This is a genomic window from Hahella sp. HN01, assembly GCF_018986435.1.
In the GTDB taxonomy this organism is placed as follows: domain Bacteria; phylum Pseudomonadota; class Gammaproteobacteria; order Pseudomonadales; family Oleiphilaceae; genus Hahella.
The window spans coordinates 120544-145081 of the sequence record NZ_JAHMIN010000012.1; the positions used below are offsets into that span (position 1 = coordinate 120544).

The window sequence follows — 24538 nt, forward strand, 5'->3', positions numbered from 1 at the left end:
TCCTCAGCCCCATCCCACGTAACCTCCATCTTCTCCGCAGGATAGTTGGAACATGCTACAATTCTTCATCGCTCTCACGATAAAGCTTTGTAAAACAGCAGCATGACATACTCTACCCCCGCCGAAAAGACTCGCGCCGCCCATCGCGTCACCTTGATTGGAATGATTCTGGATATTGCGCTGGGGTTGCTGAAAATCATTGTTGGGGTCATCGCACAGTCTCACGCGTTAGTGGCGGACGGCATCCACTCTTTCACTGATGCAGGAACGGATATCCTGGTGATTGTCATCACTCGCTACTCCCACCAGAAGCCTGATCGGGAACATCCCTACGGTCACGGGAAATTCGAAACGCTGGGCACAGTGGTGCTGGGCTCCATGCTTATCGCCGTCGCGGGGGCCATGGCTTATGACAGCATTCTGCGCCTATGGGAGCAAGACGCCCAAGTCACTCCGGGATGGCCAGCGCTATTGGCGGCGGCCCTGTCTATCGCCGGTAAAGAGTGGATCTATCGCTACACGCTGGATATCGGCAAGAAACTACGTTCCGATCTGATTATCGCCAACGCCTGGCATTCACGCAGCGACGCCCTTTCCTCGGTTGTCGTCCTGGTCGCACTACTCGGCGTTATAGCCGGTTTCCCATGGCTCGATGCTGTGGCGGCGATCATTGTGGCGATTCTCGTCGGCAAGATTGGCATTGAGCTGGCGGGCAAAAGCGTCAAGGAACTAGTGGAAACCGCGCTACCAGAAGAACAGGTCCTCGCCCTTAGAGAACTTGCATTGTCGGTGGAAGGCGTTCGCGGCGTGCATGATCTGCGCGGACGTTATCTGGGGCCGGACATTGTCATTGACCTGCACTTACAAGTGGACTCAGCGCTAAGCGTCTCGGAAGGGCACTATATTGGCGTGCACGTCGCTAGAAAGATTCGAGAGAAGTTTGAGCACATCAGCGACATCACCTACCACATAGATACAGAGAATGACACTGACGGCAAAAAGCGGACCGGATCTCCTCTGTTGCCGCTACGCCATGACGTGACAGAGATCCTGCAACAACGCTGGCGCGACCTGACGCCCGAAGGCTCAATCAAACGGCTGATTTTGCACTACATCAACGGCCAAGTGCATGTGGAAGTGATGATTTCCGGAAACGAGCGCCATCTTTCCCAGGAGATGGTAAAAAGCATGCGTGAAAGTACCGCCGACCTGGCTTGGCTGGGTGAGATCAAAGTCTGGAAGGAAGCGCCCTGAGCAATTCGCCCACAACGCCTCCCTTTAGTTATTGGCTAAGGCCCAAGTATGCGCTTTTTCTCCGCCTCAAACTCTTCCTGTGTGAGCGCGCCAGCGTCCAATAACTCCTTTAACTTCTTAATCCGACTGAGATTATCCTCAATCGCGGGATTTGGCGTCGTAAAGTCAGCATCGCCGCCGGGTGAAGAAGGACCAGATGCAGCGGAAAAGGAGCCAAATTGATAACTCCCCACTGAAGGAGAAGGCTCCTTATCTTTATCCACCAGCCCCAGAAATCCGCCAATCTTGCGCAACACCAGCTTCAGGAATCGCCATAGTTTCGGCAGCAGCCAGATCGCCAATGCAATAAACAGCCCCAATAGCACCAGGAAAATAAAGGGGTGATTCAGCGCCGCCCACAAACCTGCCAAAACCATGACGTCTTCGCCAATCGAGGCCGCCCAATTGGTGAACGGCTCAGGAGAAGTATTGATCGCCAGGCGCGTTCCGGCCTTCGTAGCGTGAGACGTCGCCGCCATTGAGGCGCCGACCAATCCAGCCGCGATCTGCAACGCCGGCGAAATATCGCCGACCGCGCCCGCCGCCAGCACCGCGCCGGCAGGAATACGAATAAAGGTATGCAGCGCGTCCCAACCACTGTCCACGCCAGGGGTTTTGTCCGCGAAAAACTCCACACAGTACATAAATCCGGCAGCTGCGATCACCAGCGGGTCCTGCAGAGTCTGCAAATCCGGCGGCAAATCGATATGTCCGGTGGCGCCGCCCAGCCCCAGCATCAGCACTGCGGCGTACAGGTTCACGCCGCTGGCCCAGGACACGCCCATCATTAATGCAATTGTGGAGACCAAACTATCATAGGTTTCCATTAAACCACCTCAACCACTCTGGGTTATTCATCTCCCACCTGAGGCGCATCGTCAGCGTCACAGGCGGAACTATCATTACTATCGCTATTACATCCTTTCTTACCTGAACCCTGGCTGAATTCAACTTCAGGGTTCAGCGTTTCAGGCGGAGAATCCTCGCCACCATAGCCACAACAAACGCAGCGCCAACAACGTCAGCACCCATTTGAACAGTGATTTAAAACGCGCTTCGGGCAGTTTACCGAGTATTTTCAAGCCGACTTTGGTGCCTAAAAACCCCGCCAGCACCATCAAACCCAGCAAAGGAAGCCAGGGAGTGAAAACAAACCCCGCTAACCCGAACACCATAATTTTCAACAAATGTTGCGCCGTCATACAACTGGAGAAGTTAGCGGTGTAGGTCCAGCGGTCGACGCCGCTACGCCCGAGCCAGGCGGACACGAGGGGACCGGTTGCGCCAACGATCATTGTAGCCAGTGTCGTCAACAAACCGCCGCAAAACAAACCTGCTTTGGTTTTCCCCAATCCCAGTTCAGGAATGGGTCCCCAGCACAACCAGATGATGAAAAGCGCCACCAGCGGAGGAATCCAGGCGGGATCGACGCGCCCCAATAGCCAAACTGCGGCGAGCGCCGCCACGAGAGCGCCGCTCAAAAAGAAAGCAATTGTACGCGGTTGAATATGCTTGCGGGTCAAGGCGGCCCGGCTGGCGTTAGAGCCCATTTGCACAATGCCATGCAAGGGAATCAGGGCTAACGGCGGCACGACATCCGCCATCACGGCAATCAGAAATGCGCCGCCGCCAACACCAAGCGCGGCGGTCAACATAGAGCCTAGAAAACTGCTTCCCAGCAGCGTTGCGACTTCGAGCCAAGAGAGGCCCGCAAACCATTCCGTCATAATCCGACGCCGTCACCGAGTGATAGCGACGCCGTTCGGGAGTCGCCCTCTTCCGACATTTGCGCCCGCTGCAGTGTAGATTCACTCAATTGCTTACCGGCGCGGGCGCCCAACTGCTTCAGCTTCTCCACCCGGGTAATCAAATTGCCTCGCCCTGTGGCCAAGCGTCCCATAGCCGTATCATAGGCGCCTTGCGTCTGCTGCAAACGCTGGCCGACCTCCTCCAGATCCTGCACGAAATTGACGAACTTGTCGTACAAATAACCAGCCTGCCGCGCGATTTCCTGCGCATTTTGCGACTGATGCTCATAGCGCCAGATATTGTGAATGGTGCGTAAAGTCGCGAGAAGCGTCGAAGGAGAGACGATCACCACATTCTGTTGAAACGCTTCATTGAACAGACTTTGGTCTCCCTGCACCGCCGCAGCAAAGGCGCCTTCGATGGGGATAAACAGCAGCACAAAATCCAATGAGTTCAGACCTAAAGCGTCTTGATAGCGCTTACCGCTCAACCCCTTAATATGTTGTCGCACAGACAATACATGCTGTTTCAGGTAGTCCATGCGGGCGCTGTCGTCCGTAGCGTTATGGTATTGCTCATAGGCTACCAGACTGACTTTCGAGTCGACGACAACATTTTTATTCTCTGGAAGACGAATAATCACATCCGGCTGAATACGGCGCCCGGCTTCATTTCTCTGAGCGCTCTGCACTTCGTACTCGCGCCCTTTCACCAGCCCGGAACGCTCCAGGATGCGCTCCAGAATGACTTCTCCCCAGGTTCCAGCCGCCTTATTATCGCCTTTCAGCGCATTGGTCAGCTTGATGGCGTCATCACTGATGCGCTCATTCAGCGTTTGCAGCTTTTTGATTTCCGCAGATAACGAGAAACGCTGCTGCGCTTCCTTGTCGTACACGTCCTCCACTTTCTTACGGAAGTCATTCAACTGTGTATTCAAGGGGTCGAGAATGGTCTTCAGATTGTTCTGGCTGAACTCGGACAGTTTCTGCGTGCTACTTTCGAAGATGCGATTCGCCAACACTTGAAATTCCTGCGTCAGCGCCTCACGCGACGCTTCCAACAACTTCAGCTTCTCCTGATGATGTAACTGCTCCTTCGCTGCGGCGGTTTTCAAGGACGCCAGCTCACTCTGAGCGGCGCTAAGCGCCTGCGTTAACTCAGACAAATCAGCGTCTTTGTCTCTGGTCGCCGCCTCCGCACTGACATAACGCTCATGGATAGACTCCATCCGCGCCTTCACCGCTGCATTACTTTGTTGCAGCAAACCAACTTCCCGTTGCAGGGACTCACAGCGTTGCGTTTTTTCCGCACACGCATCCTGAAGACGCGCCACTTCGTCCTCACGAGCCATGAGCTTTTCCATTAATTGGGCATTGCGCAGCTCAAGCTCCCTTCGCTGCCGGCGTTGCCTCATCATCCCCATCAACGCAAGAAGCGCGAGAGCAAGCCCTACCCCCCCCGCCGTCAGGTAGGGCCAATATAGTTGTAATAACGCCATTACTTCTTCTTTTATTGCAGGCCTTTTTCTTTCAGTTCTTTGAGTTGATCCCGCAACTGTGCGGCTTTCTCAAACTCCAGATTACGGGCGGCTTCGTACATAGCGGTTTCCAGCTTCTGTATCATTTTCGCGTATTCCTGCGGCGTTCTCGCTTCGGTTTCTACATTATAGGAAGAAGCTGTTTCCGCCACTCTGCGCTGTGACGCGCCTTTCTTGGAGCCAGGAACCCGCGCGCCTTCCATGATGTCTGCGACTTTCTTGTCCAACCCGCGTGGCACAACGCCATGCTCTTCGTTATAGCTGATCTGTTTATTACGCCGACGCTCGGTTTCATCCATCGCTCGCTGCATGGAGCCAGTGATTTTATCCGCATATAAGATCGCTTTGCCGCGTACGTTCCGCGCCGCCCGGCCGATAGTCTGAATCAGTGAACGATCTGAACGCAGGAAGCCTTCTTTATCCGCATCCAAAATGGCGACCAGAGAAACCTCCGGCATGTCCAAACCTTCACGCAGCAAGTTGATGCCCACCAACACGTCAAACTCACCCAGACGCAGGTCGCGAATGATCTCCACCCGCTCGACAGTTTCCACATCTGAGTGCAGATAACGCACACGAATGCCTTTATCCAACAGGAAGTCCGTTAAATCCTCCGCCATTCTCTTGGTCAGTGTGGTCACCAGCACACGCTCGTTGCGCTCCACCCGATCATGGATCTGTCCTAACAGATCATCAACCTGAGTGGAGGCCGGCAATACTTCTATTTCCGGGTCGACCAGGCCGGTGGGACGCACGACTTGCTCAACTACTTGTCCTTGATGATCGGCTTCATAATTACCGGGCGTCGCCGACACAAAAATCATTTGCGGAGCCAGACGCTCCCACTCGTCAAAACGTAAAGGACGGTTATCCAACGCGGAGGGCAACCGGAACCCATAGGACACCAACGTTTCCTTACGGGAACGGTCGCCGCGATACATGGCGCCGATCTGCGGAATCGTCACGTGAGATTCATCTATAAATAGCAGGGAATCGGAAGGGAGATAATCAAATAAGGTCGGCGGCGGCTCTCCCGCCTGACGCCCCGACAGATACCGGGAGTAGTTCTCTATGCCGTTGCAGTAACCCAGCTCGAACATCATCTCCAGATCATACTTGGTGCGCTCTTCCAGCCGCTGAGCCTCCAGCAACTTGCTGGAGCCGCGAAACTGCTGCAAACGCTCCTGCAACTCCGTCTTTATTTGATCCGTCGCATCCAGTATGACCTGGCGCGGCGTGGCATAGTGGGTTTTCGGATAGATAGTCGCCCGCGGCACGCGCCGGTATACTTCTCCCGTTAAAGGGTCAAACCAGGACAGCGATTCAATTTCGTCGTCAAACAGCTCAATACGTAGCGCGTCCGATTCGGATTCCGCAGGAAATACATCAATGACGTCCCCCCTCACCCGGTAGTTAGCCCGGTGCAACTCCAGGTCGTTGCGTGTGTACTGCAATTCCGCCAGCCGGCGCAACAAAGATCGTTGATCAACCTTATCGCCTCGATCCAGGTGCAACATCATCTTTTTGTAGGACTGCGGATCGCCCAAACCATAGATCGCGGAGACAGTGGCGACGATCACCACATCTTTACGCTCCATCAGCGCTTTGGTGGCCGACAGACGCATTTGCTCAATGTGGTCGTTAATAGAGGAGTCTTTTTCGATATAGGTGTCGGAAGACGGCACGTAAGCTTCCGGCTGGTAGTAATCATAGTAGGAGACAAAGTATTCCACTGCGTTATCTGGGAAAAACTCTTTGAATTCTCCATACAACTGCGCCGCCAGGGTTTTGTTGTGCGCCATCACCATAGCGGGCCGCTGCATTTCCGCAATGACATTAGCCATGGTGAATGTTTTCCCTGAGCCGGTAACACCCAGCAACGTCTGGTGCAGCAGACCATCGCGCAGTCCATCCACTAAGCCGGCGATGGCGCCGGGCTGATCGCCCGCCGGCTGATAATTCGCTTTAAGCTGAAACTTTTGCATTACTCACTTACGTATGAATCGACGACATTGTAGAATTATACCGTTTGGCCATTAATTGGGCGCGCCGTTCGCCTTAATTCAAGCCATTGGCCAACTTATCAAGCTTAACCACCAAAATCGAGGAATTACTCCGTTGGAAATCGATCTCTCACGCCGTGTTCAAGCAATCAAACCCTCTCCCACTCTGGCTGTCACCAACCGCGCGGCGGAACTCAAAGCCGCCGGGAAAGATATTATTGGTTTAGGCGCCGGAGAACCTGATTTTGATACCCCCCAGCATATTAAGGACGCCGCTATCGCCGCGATTAACGCGGGCCAGACCAAATATACCGCAGTCGATGGAACCCCTGCACTAAAGAACGCGATTATCAGCAAATTCCAACGCGATAATAACCTGAATTACGAAGCCAACCAGATTTTGGTCTCCAGCGGGGGCAAGCAAAGCTTTTTCAATCTTGCTTTAGCTCTTTTGGATGAAGGTGACGAAGTCATTATCCCCGCGCCTTATTGGGTGTCTTACCCCGACATGGTTATTGTCGCGGACGGCAAACCTGTCATCATTGAGACCACCGAAGCGACGCGGTTCAAAATCACTGCGGAGCAGTTGGACGCTGCAATCACCAGCAAAACCCGCCTGGTAGTAATGAACAGCCCTTCCAACCCAACCGGTATGGCTTATAGCAAAGAAGAGCTGTCCGCTTTAGGCGAAGTGCTGCGCAAACATCCTTCTGTGATGGTGGCGACAGACGATATGTATGAGCATACGCTGTGGACTGGAGAAGATTTCGTCAATATTTTGAGTGTATGCCCAGACCTTTACGACCGCACTTTTGTCCTGAATGGCGTTTCCAAAGCTTACTCCATGACCGGCTGGCGCATCGGTTACGCGGCGGGCCCCGCCAAAGCGATTGCGGCCATGAAAAAAATTCAGTCGCAAAGCACATCCAACCCCTGCTCCATCTCCCAAGCCGCCGCCGCCGCCGCGCTGAACGGCCCACAGGAGTGCATTGGAGAAATGGTAAAAGAGTTCAAGAAACGTCACGACTTTGTCGTTAAAGCCTTTAACGACATGCCCGGCGTAACTTGCCTGCCCGTGGACGGAACCTTTTACGCATTCCCAGGGTTCCAAGGCGTGATCAACCGTATGGAAAATATCTATAACGATCTGGACTTGGCTGAGTATCTGCTGACCGAAGCAGGCGTCGCCCTGGTTCCAGGCTCCGCTTTTGGCGCGCCTGGACATTTGCGTATCTCCTTCGCCACCAGCATGCAAAATCTGGAACAAGCCATGGAGCGCATCGCGAAAGCGATCAAATAAACGCTCAAGACAGTCTCCAAGAGCGTTAAAAAGCCCGCGGTTCAGCGGGCTTTTTATTTGCTGAAAACACTAAAGAAAAACCACTTCCGAAGTGTTGACCTTTAAATTAAAGGTCATTATTATACGCGCCACTAACGGTTTCATTCCCTGATAGCTCAGTTGGTAGAGCAAATGACTGTTAATCATTGGGTCGCTGGTTCGAGTCCAGCTCGGGGAGCCAAATTTAAAAAGGCTGGTTTTACCAGCCTTTTTTATTGCCTAAATTAAGCCCACTTTTTCTACACACCATCGGTCGACGAGAATAACCTCTCCTCGCCCACCAACAGCTAACTCCAATTTAGACCGACTCAATTTCTTTGACGATCTGCTGCAATGCATCCAGAGGATTTAATGCTCGGGTAATAGGTCTTCCCACGACCAAATATGAGCTTCCATCTAGAATCGCCTGAGCTGGAGTAACAATTCGCGTCTGATCATCCGCCGCAGCCGCGGCAGGTCTGATGCCCGGCGTTACCAAGCAAAATTCCTCGCCGTGCGCACGACGCAACAAGGGAGCCTCTTGAGCAGAACACACCACGCCATCCATTCCGCTACTTTGCGCCAAACCCGCAAGCCTGCCGACCATCTCTTGAGCTGAGCAGGGAAACCCTATCTCGGCGATCTCCTCATCACTCAAGCTGGTTAGCATCGTAACAGCAATCAGCAACGGCGCATGAGGCCCCTGCTCCAACACCTCGCGACACGCCTCCATCATTCTTCTGCCCCCGGACGCATGCACGTTCACCATCCATACCCCCAAACCAGCCGCAGCCTTCACCGCCTGCGCCGTTGTATTGGGAATATCATGAAACTTGAGGTCTAGAAATACCTCAAAGCCGCGCGCCTGCAATTGCTCAACTATAGCGGGCCCAAATGTTGTAAACAGCTCTTTGCCAACCTTAAGTCGGCATAAATCTGGATCAAGCTTGGCGACAAACTCATCAAGCTGCTTTCTATCAGAAAAGTCCAAAGCCACCACGACTCTTGGTCCACTTACCATCGTCTCACCTTTCTCTCACGTCACTTATTACCATAACCCAACCACTAACCGCGCCAAACCTACACCCAAGGCAACGGCTTCACCACTCCCCATTTTTTGCAACTGGGACACTGCCAGTGCAAATGCCGCCCCGAAAAGCCACAACTTTCACATAAATAGGAGTGATTCTTCTCCAAAAGCGTCTCCAGCACCCCTTTCACAATCATAATCCAACGCTTGGGCTCAGGGTCTGCATAAGGAGCCAACAACACCAACAACGCCTTCACGCCACCAAGAGTAGGGTGAGCATTTAACTGCCCCAAAAGAAACTCTATCGCCTCTTCCGTATTCTCGTTTTCGTTGAGAGCGCCGGACAGCGCAATCATTACTTTCGCTGACGGCTGCAGCTCCCACATTCTTTGAAGTATTTTCAGCAGTCGCTCCCGCTCATTAAGCTTTTCGCATATCTCTTTCACCAACCCAACGACTTCCGAGAGAAACATTGGGTTCTGCTGCTCAATACGCTTCAATTCCGCCAGCGCTTCAGGATACTGCTCCGTGGCGACGCAAACCTGAGCCACCTGAATACTTGCTCTAGCGCAAAACTTGTCATACATCAGCGCCTCTCGAAGATGGCGCGTTGCGTCTGAATATTCCTTACGCCGCATACTGCGCTCAGCCATCTCACAACAGTATTGAGCCAGCCGCACCTGCACGTCTCGATCCCGCTTAACGTCCAGAGTTAAAGCGCGCTCACGCGCAACTCCCCACTCCTTTTCGTGCTCATAGATTTCAAGAAGACACTCGGTACTCAGCTTCCGCCACTGCCGGGACGCCGCCAGCTCAATGAAAAGAGCTTCAGCCCTGTCATACAGACCAACAAACATATAGTCCTGAGCCAGCTCATAGGTAAGCTGCTCACCGTGTTTGATTCTTGCGTCTGGATGTGAAAGAAGATTCTGATGGATCGCCGTCGCTTTTTCGATTTCGCCCTTACGGCGAAAGAAGTTGGCGATTGAGAGGTGAAGCTGAACCGTATGCTGATTTATCTCTAACTCCTGAACAAAAGAGTCCAGAGTCGGCGCATCATACGCCTCAAAAAGATATTGCAAGGACTTAGGATATTCGCCGCCCCGCCTAATAGCTCTGGCAGTCTGACCAACTCGCCCCTGAATAAAACAGATCAGCCAACCAATGCCTATTGCAACGGCAATTAACAACAATTGGCCAAGGTATTCCATAAGCCCTTATGATTTGCTGGCGACAACCTGCGTAGATGACTTTATGGCGCGATCACGCCCTTTTTTACCGAAAATTTTCAACTTCAGAACGGTCAAACTAGTTACCGCCATCCCCAATAGAAACCCTACAACAAACGCCAACCCGATCAGAATGGAAACATTCACAGGCCCCGTGTGGTAGAAGAAGAGGTCTAGCTCCAACTTGGAATTATTCAGCAGCACAAATACTACACCAACAATCACCATCAGGAAGATAAGGCATAGCAAAAAGATTTTTTTAAGCTTGGACATTAGCGCACCCGAACCGGTCTAATTGGGTGCACTATCTTACCATACCTGGATTTGATGTCAGGCATAGAAAAACGTGCACTTACAATTAATTAGCGGTTTGACGCCGGCGATTAATAACCGGCCTTGAGACTTGCGTTAACCTCATCTCTCAATTCCTTACCAGGCTTGAAGTGCGGTACATACTTCGCAGGAAGATGGACAGTCTCACCTGTTTTGGGATTACGCCCTACCCGTGGAGCGCGATAATGGAGACTAAAACTGCCGAATCCCCGTATTTCTATGCGCTGCCCCTGGGACAGAGATTGTGACATGTACTCTATGATCGTTTTAACCGCGAGCTCAACGTCTTTTATCGAAAGTTGTGGTTGTTTTTGCGCAATAATCTCGACTAACTCTGATTTGGTCATAGAAGCTTCCTTATCGTAGCCTTCGTCAGAAGTGTAGTTAAAGATTTAAAAAAACACAAAAAAAACGGGCATATAGCCCGTTTTTTTAGAGAATATATCTAAGAGAAATTACTGTTGCTGTTGCAATTGCTCTTTGATCAGATCACCGATAGTGGTCGGACCTTGAGCTTCAGTTTGCTTCTCTTTGACATCGCGAATCGCCTGCTTCTCTTCATCAATGTCCTTGGACTTGATTGAAAGGTTGATCACGCGGTTTTTACGGTCAACGCTGATGATTTTCGCTTCAACTTCGTCGCCTTCTTTCAGCACGTTGCGAGCGTCTTCAACTTTATCGCGGCTGATTTCAGACGCTTTCAAAGTTGCTTCAACTTCGTCGTTCAGAGCGATCACAGCAGCTTTGGCGTCAACGGACTTAACAGTACCGGTAACGATAGAGCCTTTCTCATTCAACTGAGTGAACTCAGCAAACGGATCGCTTTCCAGCTGCTTGATACCCAGAGAGATACGCTCACGCTCAGGATCGATAGACAGGATCACAGTCTCCAGATCGTCGCCTTTCTTGTACTTGCGAACAGCTTCTTCGCCTGGCTCGTTCCAAGAAATGTCGGACAGGTGAACCAGACCGTCGATGCCGCCTTCCAGACCAAGGAAGATACCGAAGTCAGTAATAGACTTGATCTTACCGGAGATGCGGTCGCCCTTGTTGAAATTGCCGGAGAACTCTTCCCATGGGTTAGCGTGACACTGCTTGATACCCAGAGAGATACGACGACGCTCCTCGTCGATATCCAGAACCATCACTTCCAGTTCGTCGCCCAGTTGAACAACTTTGGATGGGTGAATGTTCTTGTTGGTCCAATCCATTTCTGAAACGTGAACCAGACCTTCAACACCTTCTTCCAACTCAGCAAAGCAGCCGTAGTCAGTCAGATTAGTAACGCGCGCAGTAACGCGGGTGTTCTCTGGGTAACGCTCTTTGATAGCAACCCATGGATCTTCGCCCAGCTGTTTCAGACCCAGAGATACGCGGTTACGCTCACGATCGAACTTCAACACCTTAACGGTGATTTCGTCGCCAACGTTAACGATTTCGCTAGGATGCTTGATACGCTTCCAAGCCATGTCAGTGATGTGCAACAGACCGTCAACACCACCCAGATCAACGAATGCGCCGTAGTCAGTCAGGTTCTTAACGATACCTTTGACTTCCATACCTTCCTGCAGAGTTTGCAGCAGAGCGTCGCGCTCAGCGCTGTTTTCCGCTTCCAGAACCGCACGGCGTGAAACAACTACGTTGTTACGCTTTTGATCCAGCTTGATAACTTTGAATTCGAGATCCTTTCCTTCCAGATGCGCAGTGTCGCGAATAGGACGCACATCTACCAAGGAACCAGGAAGGAATGCGCGGATGCCGCCCAGTTCAACAGTGAAACCACCTTTGACCTTGCCGTTGATAACGCCGTTAACAACTTCGTTTGCTTCGAAAGCTTTTTCAAGATCTTTCCAGGCTTCCGCACGCTTCGCTTTTTCGCGAGACAGGCGGGTTTCGCCAAAGCCGTCTTCAACTGCGTCGAGAGCAACCTCAACTTCGTCGCCGACTTGCAGATTCAGTTCCCCTTTCTCGTTCAGGAACTGTGCTACAGGGATTACACCCTCGGACTTAAGGCCTGCGTTTACAGTAACCCAGTCTTCATCGATATCAACCACTACGCCCTTAACGATAGAGCCGGGTTTCATATCAATTTGTTTTAAACTTTCTTCAAAAAGCTCAGCAAAGCTCTCGCTCATTGTGTTTCCTGTTGAACATTTTCATCCGCGCGGCCAGCAAGCACGGTCTGTTCGATTAAAATCTTATTCCGGGCATTACTGGCATACTCCCGAAAAAAGATCACCGGTTAATTAATTTACCGTAGTGATGGACACTCAGGATTGACGGGAAGACCAGATCTGGAGTACTTTCTCCAACACCTCATCCACCGAAAAGTCAGAAGTATCAAGGACTACGGCGTCATCCGCAGGTCGCAAAGGAGCGTTTGACCGATTCGTGTCACGCTCATCGCGTTCCTTTATCTCTTTTAAAAGGTGCGAAATTTTAACACTCTCGCCTTGCTGCTTCAACTGATCATATCTTCGCCGCGCCCTTACTTCGGCGCTTGCAGTCATAAATATCTTACATGGAGCGTCAGGAAACACGACCGTCCCCATGTCTCGCCCGTCCGCCACCAACCCCGGCGCGGACTGAAAGTCCCGCTGCCGCTGCAACAAAGCGGCGCGCACCATAGGGTACGCTGCCACCCGCGAGGCCATAGCGCCACAGGTTTCCGTCCGGATTTCCAGAGTCACGTCGTCGCCCATTAAAATAACGGACACCGGCTGACCGGGAGTTCCCGCTTCAAAACGCACATCCAAGGTTTCAGCGACTTTCGCTACAGCGCCTTCATCAGCCAAATCAACGCATTGCTGCTCAGCGCTCAAGGCGGTCAGGCGATACAATGCGCCGGAGTCCAAAATATTCCATCCCAACGCCCGCGCAGTCAGCTGCGCGATGGTTCCCTTGCCTGAGCCGGAGGGACCATCAAGGGTGATGACAGGAATGCCAGAACTCACCTTCATGCTGTCTCCTCAGTCCGAAGATTAAAACCAACCTCATTCGCCAGAGTAGTGAAGCCAGGGAATGACGTAGCGACGTTAGCGCAATCTTTAATAACAATAGCGCCGGTAGCTCTTAAAGACGCTACGGCAAAAGCCATTGCTATGCGATGATCGCCATGACTATCTACTGCGCCGCCGCCGATTTCCGCGCCACGCAATACAATACCGTCCTCTTTTACTTCGCTACTAACTCCCAGCGCCGCCAGACCATCCGCCATAGTTTGAATACGGTCGCTTTCCTTGACCCGCAGCTCTTCTGCGCCACTCAACACAGTTTCTCCCTCAGCGCACACGGCAGCGATAAACAGAACCGGAAACTCATCAATCGCCAAAGGCACCTGGTCCTCTGGAATACGGATCCCTTTCAAAGGAGCATAGCGCACACGGATGTCAGCCACCGGCTCACCACCCACTTCTTTATGGTTGGACAACTCAATATCAGCGCCCATCAACTTAAGAATACTAATAACGCCAACACGAGTCGGATTGACACCGACATGGCGCAAGGTCAGATCCGAGCCGGGAGTAATGCTCGCCGCAACCAGGAAAAACGCAGCGGAAGAGATATCCGAAGGGACATCGATTTTGGTAGCGTTCAGCCTATGGCCGCCCTCAATCGTCACCTTGGGGCCATTCACATCCACAGGATAACCAAAACCACGCAGCATTCGCTCGCTATGATCCCGGGTAGGCGCAGGCTCCGTCACAGAGGTTTCACCCTCTGCATAAAGACCTGCGAGAACCAGACTGGACTTAACCTGGGCGCTGGCGACAGGCATATCGTAATGAATGCCATGAAGCTTGGAGCCGCCTTTAATTTTGACAGGGGGGCGCCCGCCCTCAGATGTGGAGATTTCCGCACCCATTTCCCGCAGCGGCTTTGCAACCCGCTCCATAGGCCGCTTGGACAGGGACTCATCGCCTGTCAGTTCAACATCGAACGACTGACCACTCAACAAACCTGCAAGCAAACGCATGGAAGTTCCGGAATTACCCAAATACAGAGGCCCTGGCGGCTGTTTCAGGCCGTGCATGCCCACGCCATTTATTCTTACTGAACCGCGATCCGGCCCCTCAATGACGACACCCATATCCCGGAAGGCCTGCAGGGTGGCCAGAGCGTCCTCCCCTTCAAGAAAACCTTCAATTTCCGTAACGCCTTCCGCCAGCGAACCCAACATGATGGAGCGATGGGACATCGATTTATCTCCGGGCACGCGAATATCGCCGCACACCGGACCGCCTTTCCCGGCAACGTAGGTCACATTGTTAGCCATATCAGTCTTGTAAGCCTTTCCTTCAAGCATTTTTGTGAAATGTTCGCGGGCCGCCCGGGCCCGGGTGAACACACCAAGTAACGTTTGTCCGTCCCCATCAGCAATAGCGCTGCGCAGCTTTTTTAAATCCGCGTCAAACGCATCCAACACTTTCAGCACCGCATCCCGGTTAGTCAGGTAAACGTCCCGCCACATCACCGGGTCGCTGGCGGCAATTCGGGTAAAATCCCTGAAGCCGCCCGCCGCATAGCGAAATATTTCTTTATTATCATCCGCCCCCGCCAGCGTATCGACCAGCGAAAAAGCGATCAAGTGAGGCAAGTGACTGGTTGCAGCCAACACCTCATCATGGTGAGCCACCGACATGAAGAGCACTTCCGCCCCCATGCCGCGCCACAGAGCCGCCACCACTCCCAGCGCATGAGAGTCCGTTACCGGAACCGGCGTCAATATGGTTTTATGATTCTCAAACAAAGCACTATTAGCGGCCTGAACGCCGCTCTTTTCAGAGCCAGCGATAGGGTGCCCCAGCACAGCATTCGCTGGCATTTCACCAAATACAGAGATAAAGGCTTTTTCTATCTCACCTTTCACACTTCCCACATCCGTCAGAATGTGATCGCTTCGCAAAGCCGATCTCATTTCCTCCAACACTGGAGCGACCGCGCCAACCGGCACCGCCAAAACAATGACATCCGCCCGTGAAGCAAGCGTGACAAGATCCGGGGCAGCCTCATCAACAACCCCCAAACGCACGGCTAATGCAGCCTCAGAATCGCGCCGATCATAACCAATTACTTTCTCCGCCAAACTGCGCTCTTTCACAGCCTTGGCTAAAGAACCGCCGATCAGACCCAGTCCGACAACAGCCAAACATTTAACTCGGGATTGCAACATTGTTAATCAGGCGCGCTTGGCAGCCATGTCCGTATAAAGAATAAATTGAAACGCCCTCAAGGGCTAAGATACCAAAAAAGCCAACCTACTGAGACCAGCGGAGGGCGCGCCTAAAGCACGCCTTTGGGATACGACCCCAGACATCGCACGTCAAGAGCGTCCCGGGATAACTCCTGAATCGCCACACCAACCTCTGGCAGATCTTTATGGCCGATAAAGTCCACAAAGAAGTGATAGCGACGTGCGCCACTGAGGGCGGGACGCGAATCAATTCTTGTCAGGCTCAGATTTTGACGATGAAACACGCCTAGCATCTTGTACAGAGCGCCCGGCTCATCGCGAATGGTAACCATCAGAGATGTTTTGTCATCCCCACTTGGCGGAGCCGAATTTTTACCAATAATCAAATACCTGGCGATCTGATCAGGATGATCTTCGATATTTTTCGCCAGCACTTTCATACCATACAGTCTGGCGCAGTGCTCACCAGCTACTGCAGCTGCATCCTGACGCTCAGACGCCCGTTTTACAGCGTCCGCATGGCTGGGTACCGCAATACGCTCCACCCCCGGCCACTTTTCATCCAGCCACTGCCGGCACAAAGAAAATGACTGCGCCAAGGAGTAAACAACCTTGATATCAGCGGCATCAACTTGTTCTGGGGCTATCAAGAAGTGGTGAGTGCGCACCTCCACCTCACCGCAGATCAGCAGAGGCGAATTAACAAACACATCCAGAGTGTGGCTGATCACGCCTTCATTGGAGGTTTCCACCGGGACTACGCCGTAATGAGCCGCCCCCGCTTCGACCTCACGAAAAACCTCATCAATAGCGTAATGAGGCAGACAGACACCGGAATGCCCGAAGTGCTTAAGCGCAGCCGCATGAGTAAAGGCGCCCTCAGGCCCCAAAAACGCAATATGCAATGGCGCCTCAAGGGCAAGACAGGCCGACATAACTTCCCGAAACAGCCTGGCCACCTCTTCATCACTCAGCGGCCCCGGGTTATCGTCCATTATTTTCCGTAAAACCTGAGCTTCCCGCTCTGGGCGATAAAAAACGACATCCTGCCCTGTATTGCCGCGCATTTTCACTTCCGCGACATTTTGCGCGCACTTGGCCCGCTCACAAATCAACGCCAATAGTTGACGGTCAATCTGATCTATTCGTTCGCGCAGCTTGGCGAGTTCGGTCTGCTCAGAGGTCATGAATCAGGCGTTCCTCCCGGCGAAATCTTGCATAAACCCAACCAGCGCATCCACCGCCTCTTCCGGCAATGCGTTATACAAACTGGCGCGCATCCCTCCAACAGAACGATGCCCTTGCAAATTAAGCAAACCAGCCTCTTCCGCCTCTTGCAGAAACTTCTGATCCAGGCTGTCGTCTTTCAGGGTAAAAGGCACATTCATCCATGAGCGGCAAGACAGGTCTATCGGGTTCGCGTAAAACTCGCTGTCGTCTATATATGAATAGAGCTTGTCAGCTTTGCGGCAGTTAATCGCTTCCATAGCCTGCACCCCCCCTTTTCCTTTCAGCCACTTGAATACCAGGCCAGCCAAGTACCAGGAAAAAGTAGGCGGAGTGTTGACCATGGAGTCATTTTCACTGGCCACTTTATAGTTCAGCATGGTGGGCAGGCTGTCGGAAGCATACCCCAGCAAGTCTTCTCGCACGATAACCAGCGTCAGGCCAGCGGGCCCAATATTCTTCTGCGCGCCAGCGTATATCACCCCGAAGCGACTGATATCTACAGGACGGGACAATATGGTGGAAGACATATCCGCCACCAAGGGTTTATCACCCACATCAGGAATATCGAGAAACTCAACGCCGCCAATCGTTTCATTCGGCGTGTAGTGCACATAACCTGCACTTTCACTCAAACGCCATTCACTGCGAGCAGGAATGCGGGAATAGCCATTATCTTTAGCTGACGCGGCAACATTCACCTTAAGGTAGCGCCCCGCTTCAGCAATCGCCTTCTTCGACCAAATACCCGTGTCAATATAATCCGCTTCAGCGCCAAGCTTCAGCAGATTAAGCGGCACTGACGCAAACTGGGTCGCAGCGCCACCCTGCACAAAGAGAACCTTGTAATTGTCAGGCACGGACATCAGTTCGCGAAAGTCGCGTTCCGCCTCAACCGCCACAGAGACAAAATCGTCACTGCGATGGCTCATCTCCATAATTGACAGACCTTTACCCCGCCAATCGAGCAGTTCCGCCTGAGCCTGCAATAACACTTCCGTAGGCAGCGCGGAAGGGCCCGCGCAAAAATTAAACTTTCTATCAGCCATACAGGCCGCTCTCCGGTATTTGGTCAAATAAACTTCTCAGACAAGCCAACCGAAGCGAAAGTTATTCTTCCGCCTCGGAGCCTTCCTCACCTGATTCGCCAGAGTCCAACTCATCACTACCAATGGCTTCGGCGCCTTCACCTTCTTCGCCCTGGAAGTCATTTTCGTCTTCCTCCGGCTCTGCAATCCGCTCTACGCCAACCAAGTCTTCCGATTCAGACAGACGGATCAATCGCACGCCCTGAGTATTTCTTCCGACGATAGAGACTTCGTCCGAACGAGTCCGCACCAATGTTCCCTGGTTACTGATTAACATAAGCTGATCGCCGCTGATTACCTGCACCGCGCTTACCAGGTCGCCATTCCGTTCAGAACACTGGATAGCGATAACACCCTGGCCTCCACGCCCGTATACAGGGAACTCCGACACCGCAGTCCGCTTACCATAGCCTTTACGACTTGCAGTAAGGATGAATGCATCTTCTTGCGGAATGATAAGGGAAACGACAGTTTGCCCTTCCGCCATACGAATACCTCTAACGCCGCGAGCGGTGCGCCCCATTGGTCGCACGTCGTCTTCATTGAAGCGAATGGCTTTACCGCTGCTGCTGAACAGCATGACGTCTTTCTTACCATCGGTAATGGCTGCGCCGATCAGCATATCGCCTTCATCCAGCGCCAAAGCGATCAAGCCGCTACTGCGAGGACGCGAGAAGTTCTCTAATGGCGTTTTCTTGACGGTCCCCTGACGGGTGGCCATGAACACATAGTGATCAGCCGCGTATTCACGCACCGGCAACATGGTAGTGATGCGCTCATCTTCCGCCAGCGGCAGAATATTTACGATCGGACGACCACGGGCAGTACGGCTTGCCTGAGGAATTTCATAGGTCTTAAGCCAATACAGTTTACCGTGAGAGGTGAAACACAATATCGTATCGTGAGAGCTGGCGATCAAAAGCTTCTCGACAAAATCTTCGTCGCGAATCGCCGTCGCAGCCTTACCTTTGCCGCCTCGTTTCTGCGCCTGATACGCTTCCAGCGGCTGAGTCTTCGCGTAGCCTTTGTGAGACAACGTAACCACCATGTCTTCTTCGGCGATCAGGTCAGCAATCGTAAGATCTCGCTTGGAAGCGGTAATTTCCGTTACGCGAGCGTCGCCAAATTCTTCGCGGACAGCTTCCAGTTCTTCACGGATAACCTCCATCAGACGCTCTGGATTCTGCAGAATCTCCAGCAACTCAGCAATTTGCTCGATGATGCTGCGGTACTCGTCGTTAATTTTTTCAATTTCCAGACCAGTCAGCTTTTGCAGACGCAAGTCCAGAATAGATTGCGCCTGCACTTCAGACAGGAAATACAGGCCATCACGCAGACCAAATTCAGGTGCCAAGTCATCAGGACGACAGGCGTCTTCGCCTGCGCGCTCCAGCATGCCTGTCACAGCCCCCGGAGACCAGCCTTGCGCCATCAAACGCTCTTTGGCTTCCGCGCCAGTGGAAGAAGCCTTGATAACAGCGATAACCGGGTCGATGTTCGCCAGCGCAACCGCCTGACCTTCCAGGATGTGGCCGCGCTCACGAGCTTTACGCAACTCGTAAATGGTCCGGCGCGTAACCACTTCACGACGGTGACGTACGAAACATTCAATACAGTCTTTCAGGTTCAGCAGCTTGGGCTCGCCATTAATCAAGGCGACCATATTGATGCCGAATACGGTTTCCAATGGCGTAAGGGCGAACAGGTTGTTCATGAGTACGTCCGCGTTTTCGCCGCGACGCAACTCAATAACGACCCTCATCCCTTCCTTACTGGATTCATCACGCAGCTCGGTGATGCCTTCAACCTTTTTCTCTTTGACCAGCTCAGCGATTTTCTCAACCAGCTTGGCCTTGTTAACCTGATAAGGAATCTCAGTAATGACAATCGTTTCCTTACTGGTTTTCTTATCCTGCTCAATTTCATAGCGAGCGCGAATATAAATCCGGCCTCGGCCAGTGCGGTACGCCTCCAAAATCCCCGCGCGACCATTAATGATGGCGGCAGTGGGAAAGTCAGGACCTGGAATAAATTCCATCAACTCATCGATGGTTATGTCGCTGTTATCCAGGTAAGCGAGGCATCCGTTGACCACTTCGGTCAGGTTATGAGGAGGAATGTTCGTCGCCATCCCTACCGCGATGCCTGAGGACCCATTCACTAGGAGATTGGGCACTTTGGTCGGCAGTACGACGGGAATCTGCTCAGAGCCATCGTAGTTAGGGGCGAAGTCGACCGTTTCTTTATCGAGATCGGCCAGCATTTCATGGGCGATCTTCTCCATACGGATTTCCGTATAACGCATTGCCGCTGCGCTATCGCCGTCGATGGAGCCGAAGTTGCCCTGCCCGTCCACCAGGGTGTATCGCAGCGAGAATGGCTGCGCCATACGCACAATGGTGTCGTATACGGCGGAGTCGCCATGGGGGTGATATTTACCGATGACGTCACCGACCACACGGGCGGATTTCTTATAGGCTTTGTTCCAATCGTTCCCCAACTCGTTCATCGCAAACAAAACGCGGCGATGCACCGGCTTAAGGCCGTCTCGCGCGTCCGGCAAGGCACGGCCTACGATAACGCTCATCGCGTAGTCGAGGTAGGATTGTTTCAGTTCATCTTCAATATTGACGGGAAGTATTTCTTTGGCGAGTTCAGCCATAATATAGCAATAACCTATTCTAGAAAGGATAGTTCGGTTCTTGTTCTACCCACAGTCTGTCCAAACCCTGGTTCGCTCGTCTTGCAGTCGTTGAACCCGGCGGGGAGTCAGTTCAAGCGGCATGTAATCGCACACTCTTTACTCGACCAAGGGCTGCGCCACAAGCGGTCAAGTCTAGCATAGAAGGCGGCGGCAACGAAGTTAATTAGGGCGAGAATAAGATATTTTTTAGGCGCAAAAAAGCTCTCCATCCAGCAACGGGAGAGGCTGCTTGGCGGCGCACATCAGCCAGCGCGCGCCACTCTTTTTAGCGAGTCAGGCCGACTGATGAAACCGCTGAGGGGCGACAAAGTCCGCAACAGCGCGCAGCACATCCTTACGACTGATTTGCCCCACCAACTTCCCCTCCTCCACTACAGGAAAGCGACGCCGACGATCATTAATGAAGCGCTCACTGACAGCAAGAATGTCCTCCTCCGGCCCGACGACATCCACATCCACGGTCATATACTCAGCAACAGTGCCGCCCAGAGATTCGTAGTCGTAATAACTACCACTCAGGATGCTTTTCAGACAATCCACTTCCGACAACATCCCCACAAGATTCCCCCTACCATCTACGACAGGGGCGCCGGAAATACTGTTTTTAAGAAGTTTATGAATGGCTTCAAACAGTTCTGTTTCAGGGGAAAATACAACCAAATTGGTGGTCATATAATCGCGCACTTTCACGGATCGCAACATGGGACTCTCCTAAGGCAGGCATTTGCTGATGGTTATTGTTAACCGCCCTGTCAGCGTCTTCCTTTAATTACGCTGATACCTTAAAGATACGCCCATATACCTGAAACGCCAACTCATGAGCCCGGAGCAAACGCCCCGGGTTTGATGTCAGTCAATAATGACCTTATTCAAATACGATGGTCTTGTTCTCATGAACAATCACCCGGTCCTCCAGGTGATAACGCAAGCCTCGCGCAAGCACTTGCTTCTCCACATCTTTCCCCAGCCGCACCATGTCTTCAATGGTGTCACTGTGATTCACCCTGATCACATCCTGCTCAATAATTGGACCTTCATCCAGATCCTGAGTGACGTAATGACAGGTTGCGCCGATCAACTTGACGCCACGCTTGTACGCTTGATGGTATGGACGGGCGCCCGCGAACGACGGCAGGAAGCTGTGATGGATATTGATGATGCGCCCCGTGTACCTGTCGCACAGCTCCGGCGGCAAAATCTGCATGTAGCGCGCAAGAACGACGACCTCCGCATCCAGCGCATCCACCAATCGCTCCACCTCAGCGAATGCGACGGACTTGTCATCTGCATCCACCGGCACGTGATAATAGGGAATGTCATGCCACTCCACCATGCGACGCAAGTCATCATGATTGGAGATAACCCCGACAATCTCTCCATCCATTTCTTTCGCATGCCAGCGATGCAGCAAGTCCGCCAGACAGTGAGACTCCTTGCTCGCCATCAGAACAATACGCTTGGGTTGCTGCGAATCCGCCACATGCCAGCACATCTGGAACTCCCGGGCGATAGGCTCAAACGCTATGCGAAATGAGTTCAGATCAAAAGGGAGCGAACTCGCTTTTATCTCATTCCTCATGTAGAACCAGCCGTTGGTTGGATCCGAATGATGGCTCGCTTCGGTCAGCCAGCCATTATAAGTAGCCAGAAATGTGGTCACTTTCGCAACAATGCCGACCCGATCAGGACAGGCGATTACCAGTCGATATGTTCTTTCCATTATTTTCCTACCAGCTGTGAGACGCCAGCGGGACGCGACAGACCTCTATGCGTTAAAGACTGCTTCGCACCGCTTAGCCATCGCAAAGTCCAACTCATGCAGACCTTTAATAGTATGACTCCACCAGGTAACCCTGACCTTACCCCACTCGGTCACCAGTTCAGGGTGGTGGTTAATTTCCTCAGCAATAGCGCCAACCTTATTGGTGAACTCTAACGCCAAAGCGAAGTTTTTGAATTTGTAGTCGCGGCTGATCATTTGCACGCCGTTACGCTCTTCCAAACGCCACTCGGGCACCTGACTCAAGTACTTCTCAAGTTTCGCTGGATCCACCTTTTCAGCGTCAGGTCTACAGGCCTCGCAGCTTGGAATTGTATCGCTCATGCTTTTTCTCCTTGTTTTGAATTAAGCGTTTGCCGGAGCGCTCGCCCCAGCGTCGCTGTAGCCTAACTCCACAAGAAAAAGATCGCCAACATTTATCTTAGCCGACTATTTTCACAGCGCTTTCCGCAATGCGCTTACGCCATTCCGCTGGACCAGTTTGATGCACAGACTCGCCATTTACATCCACCGCCACGGTAACCGGCATATCTTTTACTTCGAACTCGTAGATCGCCTCCATTCCCAACTCAGGGAAGGCCACGACATTGGAAGAACGGATTGCTTTAGAAACCAGATAGGCTGCGCCGCCCACAGCCATCAGATAGACAGCCTTATTGTCACGAATCGCTTCAATCGCCACAGGGCCGCGCTCAGCTTTGCCGATCATACCCATAAGACCGGTCTGCTCCAGCATAGTGCGAGTGAACTTATCCATCCGCGTGGATGTCGTTGGCCCGGCAGGCCCAACCACTTCATCGCCCACGGGGTCCACAGGGCCCACGTAATAAATGAAGCGATTTTTCAAATCCACCGGCAAGGATTCGCCGCGTGCGAGCATATCCACCATTTTCTTGTGCGCAGCGTCGCGGCCCGTCAGCATTTTTCCTGACAGAAGCACGGTATCGCCGGGACGCCAGGACGCAATTTCCTCGCGAGTGATCGAGTCCATATTCACACGCTTAACGTTGGCTCCGACCTCCCAGGTGATTTCCGGCCACTCATCCAGATTAGGGGGCGTTTGCAGAGAAGGCCCGCTKCCGTCGAGCACGAAATGCGCATGGCGGGTCGCCGCACAGTTGGGAATAATAGCGACGGGCTTATTGGCGGCATGGGTCGGGTAGTCTTTTACCTTAACGTCCAGCACCGTCGTCAAACCACCCAGGCCTTGCGCCCCGATGCCCAACGCATTTACTTTCTCGAAAAGCTCCAGACGCAACTCCTCGCTGCGGTTAGCTGCGCCACGCGCTTGCAAGTCCTGAATGTCGATAGGGTCAAGCAACGCCTCTTTGGCCAATTCCATTGCTTTTTCGGCGGTTCCACCAATACCGATACCCAACATTCCAGGCGGACACCAGCCGGCGCCCATCTTCGGCACCTGCTCCAGCACCCACTCTGCAACAGAATCAGACGGGTTCAGCATGGCGAACTTGGATTTTGCTTCAGAGCCGCCGCCTTTCGCCGCGACGTGCACGTCCACTTTGTCGCCAGGAACGACCTTCATATGAATAATGGCGGGAGTATTGTCTTTCGTGTTTCTGCGCGCGCCATCAGGATCAGCCAAGACGGACGCCCGCAGAATATTGTCAGGGTGCAGGTAGGCGCGACGTACGCCTTCATTTACCATATCCTCGACGCTCATATCCGCATCCCACTGCACATCCATTCCGATGTTCAGGAACACCGTCACGATGCCGGTATCCTGACAGATGGGGCGACGCCCTTCCGCGCACATACGGGAGTTGATCAGAATTTGCGCCAGCGCATCTTTAGCGGCGGTGGACTCTTCGCGCTCATAGGCAGCATGAACCGCTTTGATAAAGTCGACGGGATGGTAGTAGGAGATAAACTGCAGCGCGTCGAATACGCTGTCGATGAGATCGTCTTGACGGATCACGGTGGTCATGCACGCACTCTCTTGTTACATGGTTCTTGGAGTAGTCACAGCTTTGGCTGACAGCGACGCCTCCCAAAGGACGCCAAGTGCCCGCCTTATTTGATTTAGGCGGAAATT

20 protein-coding genes and 1 tRNA gene are annotated in these 24538 nt (G+C 52.7%); 3 read left to right on the forward strand and 18 right to left on the reverse strand.

Annotated features, from left to right (window positions below):
• Positions 1 to 102: 102 nt before the first annotated feature.
• Entirely contained in the window at positions 103 to 1254 is a 1152-nt protein-coding gene (locus KP814_RS13650) for a cation diffusion facilitator family transporter (protein ID WP_216737281.1), read from the forward strand.
• A 35-nt stretch (positions 1255 to 1289) separates the two neighbouring features.
• On the opposite strand, the gene KP814_RS13655 is transcribed toward KP814_RS13650, so the two are convergent.
• From KP814_RS13655 to uvrB, 4 genes are all read right to left on the reverse strand, one after another.
• Positions 1290 to 2120, reverse strand: a complete 831-nt coding sequence (locus tag KP814_RS13655; protein ID WP_216737282.1) for a DUF4126 family protein — start codon at positions 2118 to 2120, stop codon at positions 1290 to 1292.
• 141 nt (positions 2121 to 2261) lie between these two features.
• Positions 2262 to 3020, reverse strand: coding sequence for a sulfite exporter TauE/SafE family protein (locus KP814_RS13660; protein ID WP_216737283.1), 759 nt, complete (start codon positions 3018 to 3020; stop codon positions 2262 to 2264).
• A complete protein-coding gene (gene rmuC, locus KP814_RS13665; protein WP_216737284.1) occupies positions 3017 to 4540 on the reverse strand; it encodes a DNA recombination protein RmuC in 1524 nt (507 codons plus the stop codon). Before rmuC ends, KP814_RS13660 begins: the two co-directional genes overlap by 4 nt.
• 11 nt (positions 4541 to 4551) lie before the next feature.
• On the reverse strand, positions 4552 to 6564 hold the full coding sequence (gene uvrB, locus KP814_RS13670) for an excinuclease ABC subunit UvrB (protein WP_216737285.1): 2013 nt from the start codon (positions 6562 to 6564) through the stop codon (positions 4552 to 4554).
• Positions 6565 to 6697: 133 nt separating this feature from the next.
• Between uvrB and KP814_RS13675 the strand changes: the two genes are divergently transcribed.
• Both KP814_RS13675 and KP814_RS13680 read left to right on the forward strand, forming a co-directional pair.
• On the forward strand, positions 6698 to 7882 hold the full coding sequence (locus tag KP814_RS13675) for a pyridoxal phosphate-dependent aminotransferase (RefSeq protein ID WP_253938359.1): 1185 nt from the start codon (positions 6698 to 6700) through the stop codon (positions 7880 to 7882).
• 144 nt (positions 7883 to 8026) lie between these two features.
• A tRNA-Asn gene (locus tag KP814_RS13680) sits at positions 8027 to 8102 on the forward strand.
• Between the two features lie 117 nt (positions 8103 to 8219).
• Here the strand turns inward: KP814_RS13680 and pyrF are convergent.
• The 14 genes from pyrF to KP814_RS13750 all read right to left on the reverse strand — a co-directional run bounded on the left by pyrF (position 8220) and on the right by KP814_RS13750 (position 24430).
• Positions 8220 to 8921, reverse strand: coding sequence for an orotidine-5'-phosphate decarboxylase (gene pyrF, locus KP814_RS13685; RefSeq protein ID WP_216737286.1), 702 nt, complete (start codon positions 8919 to 8921; stop codon positions 8220 to 8222).
• Between the two features lie 59 nt (positions 8922 to 8980).
• Positions 8981 to 10141 (reverse strand): lipopolysaccharide assembly protein LapB, encoded by a 1161-nt coding sequence (gene lapB, locus KP814_RS13690; protein WP_216737287.1) that lies wholly within the window; start codon positions 10139 to 10141, stop codon positions 8981 to 8983.
• 6 nt (positions 10142 to 10147) lie between these two features.
• A complete protein-coding gene (locus KP814_RS13695; protein ID WP_216737288.1) occupies positions 10148 to 10432 on the reverse strand; it encodes a lipopolysaccharide assembly protein LapA domain-containing protein in 285 nt (94 codons plus the stop codon).
• Positions 10433 to 10542: 110 nt separating this feature from the next.
• Positions 10543 to 10839 carry an integration host factor subunit beta gene (locus tag KP814_RS13700; RefSeq protein ID WP_011398732.1) on the reverse strand — a complete coding sequence of 99 codons (297 nt, stop codon included), beginning with the start codon at positions 10837 to 10839 and terminating at the stop codon, positions 10543 to 10545.
• 108 nt (positions 10840 to 10947) lie between these two features.
• Entirely contained in the window at positions 10948 to 12627 is a 1680-nt protein-coding gene (gene rpsA / locus KP814_RS13705) for a 30S ribosomal protein S1 (RefSeq protein WP_216737289.1), read from the reverse strand.
• A gap of 135 nt (positions 12628 to 12762) precedes the next feature.
• Entirely contained in the window at positions 12763 to 13452 is a 690-nt protein-coding gene (gene cmk / locus KP814_RS13710; protein ID WP_216737290.1) for a (d)CMP kinase, read from the reverse strand.
• On the reverse strand, positions 13449 to 15665 hold the full coding sequence (locus KP814_RS13715; RefSeq protein ID WP_216737291.1) for a bifunctional prephenate dehydrogenase/3-phosphoshikimate 1-carboxyvinyltransferase: 2217 nt from the start codon (positions 15663 to 15665) through the stop codon (positions 13449 to 13451). Before KP814_RS13715 ends, cmk begins: the two co-directional genes overlap by 4 nt.
• A 110-nt stretch (positions 15666 to 15775) precedes the next feature.
• Positions 15776 to 16873 carry a prephenate dehydratase gene (gene pheA, locus KP814_RS13720; protein ID WP_216737292.1) on the reverse strand — a complete coding sequence of 366 codons (1098 nt, stop codon included), beginning with the start codon at positions 16871 to 16873 and terminating at the stop codon, positions 15776 to 15778.
• Positions 16874 to 16876: 3 nt separating this feature from the next.
• Positions 16877 to 17962, reverse strand: a complete 1086-nt coding sequence (gene serC / locus KP814_RS13725; RefSeq protein WP_216737293.1) for a 3-phosphoserine/phosphohydroxythreonine transaminase — start codon at positions 17960 to 17962, stop codon at positions 16877 to 16879.
• A gap of 61 nt (positions 17963 to 18023) precedes the next feature.
• Positions 18024 to 20663, reverse strand: a complete 2640-nt coding sequence (gene gyrA / locus KP814_RS13730; protein WP_216737294.1) for a DNA gyrase subunit A — start codon at positions 20661 to 20663, stop codon at positions 18024 to 18026.
• 315 nt (positions 20664 to 20978) lie between these two features.
• Positions 20979 to 21407, reverse strand: coding sequence for a CBS domain-containing protein (locus tag KP814_RS13735; protein ID WP_216737295.1), 429 nt, complete (start codon positions 21405 to 21407; stop codon positions 20979 to 20981).
• 163 nt (positions 21408 to 21570) lie between these two features.
• The gene (gene purU, locus KP814_RS13740; protein WP_216737296.1) at positions 21571 to 22425 is read right to left on the reverse strand and encodes a formyltetrahydrofolate deformylase; all 855 of its coding nucleotides are present in this window, start codon (positions 22423 to 22425) and stop codon (positions 21571 to 21573) included.
• A gap of 45 nt (positions 22426 to 22470) precedes the next feature.
• Positions 22471 to 22809, reverse strand: coding sequence for a 4a-hydroxytetrahydrobiopterin dehydratase (locus KP814_RS13745; RefSeq protein WP_011398741.1), 339 nt, complete (start codon positions 22807 to 22809; stop codon positions 22471 to 22473).
• A gap of 97 nt (positions 22810 to 22906) precedes the next feature.
• Positions 22907 to 24430 (reverse strand): fumarate hydratase, encoded by a 1524-nt coding sequence (locus tag KP814_RS13750; protein ID WP_216737297.1) that lies wholly within the window; start codon positions 24428 to 24430, stop codon positions 22907 to 22909.
• Positions 24431 to 24538 lie beyond the last annotated feature (108 nt).